The 3,285-nt window shown below is 32.0% G+C and carries 3 protein-coding genes; all 3 read left to right on the top strand.

Annotated elements, in window-relative coordinates; genetic code table 11:
* The first annotated feature begins 44 nt into the window (after positions 1-44).
* The 3 genes from AA81_RS14000 (at position 45) to AA81_RS14010 (ending at position 3,090) form a co-directional block, all read left to right on the top strand.
* The gene (locus tag AA81_RS14000) at positions 45-1,277 is read left to right on the top strand and encodes an ABC transporter substrate-binding protein (RefSeq protein WP_103899379.1); all 1,233 of its coding nucleotides are present in this window, start codon (positions 45-47) and stop codon (positions 1,275-1,277) included.
* Positions 1,278-1,417: 140 nt separating this feature from the next.
* The gene (locus tag AA81_RS14005) at positions 1,418-2,281 is read left to right on the top strand and encodes a carbohydrate ABC transporter permease (RefSeq protein WP_103899380.1); all 864 of its coding nucleotides are present in this window, start codon (positions 1,418-1,420) and stop codon (positions 2,279-2,281) included.
* 2 nt (positions 2,282-2,283) lie between these two features.
* On the top strand, positions 2,284-3,090 hold the full coding sequence (locus AA81_RS14010) for a carbohydrate ABC transporter permease (RefSeq protein WP_103899381.1): 807 nt from the start codon (positions 2,284-2,286) through the stop codon (positions 3,088-3,090).
* The last annotated feature ends 195 nt before the right edge of the window (positions 3,091-3,285 follow it).

A 3,285-nucleotide genomic window follows, 5' to 3' on the forward strand; every position in this document is an offset into this window, starting at 1 on the left:
TCACGGTATCGATATCTATACTAAATAGATGGAGGTGTGGAAGAATGAAAAAAAGATTTATTGTAATTTTATTGTTTGTTAGTTTGATCTTCTCAACATTAAGTTTTTCGAAGCCGGTTGAAATCACGTTTTGGACTCTGTTTAGTGGTGGAGAAGGTCACATAATGACGAATCTAGTTAATCAGTTCAACAAAGAACAAAACGAAATTTTTGTGAATCAGCAACCTTTAGATTGGGGAGAATATTACAACAAGTTGCTTGCGTCCATGGTGGGTGGAAATCCCCCAGATCTAGCGATTATGCATCTCTCTAAGATGCCTGATTATGTTGGAAGAGGAACGTTAGTGTCAATTGATAAGTATGTATCTGAAGGAATAAAAAGAGACTACCTAGAAAACATAAGAGCTGCAGCTACTTTTAATAATCAATTATATGCTCTTCCTTTGGATACGCACCCCTTGGTTATGTATTACAATAAAAATGTATTACAAGAAGCAGGGTTAATTTCTGAAAATGGGGAACCATTACTTCCGAAAACTTTTGAAGAATTATACAATTTTTCTAAGATAATTAAAGAAGAAACAGGAAAATATGGGATGATCATAGAAGATCTAAATGGCCTAGGTGAAAGATTATGGTTGACTGTTTACAGAAACCTAGGAGGACAAATTGAAGACGAAAATGGAAATTTCATAATAGAAAAGGATATAGCCGAGAAAACATATGGAGAAATACTAAAGTTTTATGAAAAAGATTTGACTACTTTTGTAGATTATGAAACTGCTAGAGCAATTTTTATTAGTGATCAAGCGGGTTTTACTTTTGATGGAGTATGGTCTATGGCTGCATTTGAAGATATGGATGTCTTAGATAAAGTTGGTGTCATGCCTGTTCCAGCTTTTTCGACCACCGAAAAGGCTTACGTATGGGGAGATTCTCATACTTTAATTGTACCAAAAGGATCAAAAATTAACGAGGAAAAGGTCAAAGCGGCTGTAAAATTTGCAGAATGGTTAGTTAATCATTCTTATGAATGGGCAGTAGCAGGTCACATTCCTGTTATTAAGAGTGTGAGAGAATCAGAAGAATTCTTGAGCTTGCCTTTGAGACAAGATTATATGTTATCTGCTGAGCAAGCCTTCATTCCACAGATTAAAGGTTGGGCTGAAGTTCAAGATAAATTGGTTGAACTTTGCCAAGGTGTAGTTTTGGGGTCAGTAACACCGGAAAAAGCAGCAGAAGAACTAATAAGGACTGTTAATGAGGTTATTAAATGATTTTATAGTTTTATTTAAAAAAGCATTCCACTGTCTCAGTGGAATGCTGTGTTTTATAATATTTATCTAAAAAAACACACGTTAATTTGTTATTTTTCAAGAAGTTAACCTTTAATTTTAATCTGAGAATGTGAGTCTTTATGAAGAAAAATTCTATTAAGGTATATTTATTCTTTCTACCCTTTGGCGTATTATATGGTTTGTTTTTAATATACCCTCTTATAAATGGTTTCAGAATGAGTTTTTTTGATTGGGATTTATTTGGAGAGCCACAATTTATTGGTTTACAGAATTTTTCGAAAATGTTTAATGATCCAACTTTTTGGTCAAGTTTATGGCACACGGTTTACTTTGTAATATTGACTGTGCCACTTTTAGTTATTTTAGGATTTTTAATGGCTCTGTTGTTAAATTCCAAAATATATATGAAAAGACTTTTTCGTATGTTATTCTTTTTTCCATATGTCTTATCTATTACAATAGTATGTAGCATTTGGGCTTTTTTGTATCAACCACATTTCGGAATTATAGATAAGATATTTGAAATAATAGGTATTAATTACACAGGTTGGTTACTAGATCCTAAAACTGCTATGCCAGCTATTGCTTTGACTACGATATGGTGGACGTTAGGTTTTAATGTAATTCTTTATTTAGCCGGATTACAGGAAATTTCAGATTCAGTATATGAAGCGGCTACGATAGACGGTGCAAATTCATTTCAGAAAACCATTTTTATAACTATCCCTTTGTTGAAAAGGACACACGCATTAGTTTTAGTGCTACAAACGATAGCATCATTACAAATTTTTGGTCAAGTATATATAATGACTGGGGGAGGACCTCAGGGTAGTACTAGAGTGTTAATACAATATATATATGATCAAGGCTTTAGATACTTTAGAATGGGATATGCGCAAGCTATGGCTTTGTTTTTCTTTGCAATAATGTTTGTAATAGCCTTTATCCAAATTAGATTAACACTGCGGACAGGAGGTGAATAAGATTGAAGAGGTCAAAACTTTTAACTATTATAGCGGTTATAATTTTTGTTATATATATATTTCCGATATTATGGATGTTCCTTTCGGCCTTTAAAACAGATTTGGAAATAATAACTCAAAAATTTTCCCCTTCTCATTTAAATTTAGAAAATTATTCATATATATTGGAACAATCAGGTATATTGAGATGGTTATTTAATAGTGCCTTCATTTCATTAACTTCTACCCTAGGGGCATTAGTTGTTACTGTGTTTGCATCGTTTTCTTTAGGTAGATTAAAGTTTAAAGGAAATACCGTTTTATTTTATATTACGTTAGCAGGGGTTATGATCCCTTTACAGGCAATAATGATTCCTCGATATTTACTTTTAAGAGATTTAAACTTATTAAATACTTATTGGGGTTTAATTATACCCTATATGGTTAATCCTATGTTTGTATTAATAGTCTCACAGTTTTTCAAGGGAATCCCTAAAGAATTTGAAGAAGCGGCGAGGATCGATGGAGCAAACGATTTTTTTATTCTTTTTAGAATAATGGTTCCATTAGCAAGGCCTTCTTTAATTGCAATTGCAGTGTTTAGTTTTGTTTCTTCTTGGAATGACTTTTTATGGCCTCTAATAGTGATGTCAGACTCTTCAATGTATACTCTACCAATTGGTTTGGCAACATTTTATGGGTCTTACAGTATGAAATATGGGGTGACGATGGCTGGAAATGTTATAGCAGCTTTACCAATATTTATATTTTTCCTAATTTTTCAGGAACAGTTAATAAAAGGATTAACAGCAGGTGGCTTAAAGGAATAATAAAGAATAAATGAAATAAAAAATGCTTCAACAAGTGTTAAAATCATCGACTATTGGGAGATGATATCAAGTGGATAAAAAGTTAATTTCATTTTTGTTTGTATCATTTACTTTATTAAATTCAATAATTGTATTATCAAATTCAGACAAAATGTATAAAATTCCTTTGGATGTTTTTATTGAAGATCCTTTTGT

The sequence above is a fragment of the Petrotoga halophila DSM 16923 genome, from assembly GCF_002924615.1.

Bases quoted from the DNA above. Each gene is read 5' to 3' on its own strand.
- AA81_RS14000 (WP_103899379.1), top strand. From the start codon at position 45: ATGAAAAAAAGATTTATTGTAATTTTATTGTTTGTTAGTTTGATCTTC.
- AA81_RS14005 (WP_103899380.1), top strand. From the start codon at position 1,418: ATGAAGAAAAATTCTATTAAGGTATATTTATTCTTTCTACCCTTTGGC.